This is a genomic window from Massilia sp. TSP1-1-2, assembly GCF_049896185.1.
Classification (GTDB): domain Bacteria; phylum Pseudomonadota; class Gammaproteobacteria; order Burkholderiales; family Burkholderiaceae_D; genus Telluria_A.
Genome location: NZ_JAFCTU010000176.1, coordinates 1 through 695 on the forward strand (window position 1 = coordinate 1; position 695 = coordinate 695).

At 65.2% G+C, this 695-nt stretch carries 1 pseudogene; it reads left to right on the forward strand.

Annotation, left to right across the window (positions count from 1 at the left end):
- Nucleotides 1-127: 127 nt before the first annotated feature.
- Nucleotides 128-695 (forward strand): annotated as a pseudogene (locus ACP7BV_RS27565) (ISL3 family transposase); the annotation flags it as partial.

A 695-nucleotide genomic window follows, 5' to 3' on the forward strand; every position in this document is an offset into this window, starting at 1 on the left:
GCCGAAAATGAAGTGGTGTAGCCGGGTATCGAACGATGCCTTCGAGTGGCTTGAGCCGTGTGCGTCGAAAGGCGCCCGCACGGGTCTTAGGGGGCTGGGCGCGGGTAACCGCGTCCGGCTACCCGACGAGGCGTGGCTGCACGCAGACGTGCCGCGCGTCGATTGCGGCGCTTGCGGCAAGACGACGACTGTGGAGGCCCCGTGGGCGCGGCCGGGCAGCGGCTTTACGCTGCTGTTCGAGGCGCTCGCCTTGACGCTGTGTCAATCCATGCCGGTCGCGCACGCCGCCGGCCTGTTGCGTGTCAACGCGAAGCAGTTGTGGCGCCGGATCGAACACTACGTCGGCGTGGCACGCGCCCAGGAGGACATGAACGGCGTCGCCGTGGTCGGCATCGACGACTTGAGTTTCAGGCGGGGCCAGGACTATGTGACACTGGTCCATGATCTGGAAGGGAAACGCCTGCTGTTCATGACCGAGGGCCGCAAGCACGGTACCGTCATCGACTTCAAGGCCGACTTGATCGCGCACGGCGGCGATCCTGACGACATCAAACACGTCTGCATGGACATGAGCGCCGCCTATACCAAGGGCGTCACTGAGATGCTGCCCCAGGCCCAGATCAGCTTCGACCGGTTCCATGTGATCGCCCTGGCTAACGAGGCGATGGACGCCGTCAGGCGCGACGAGATGCGCG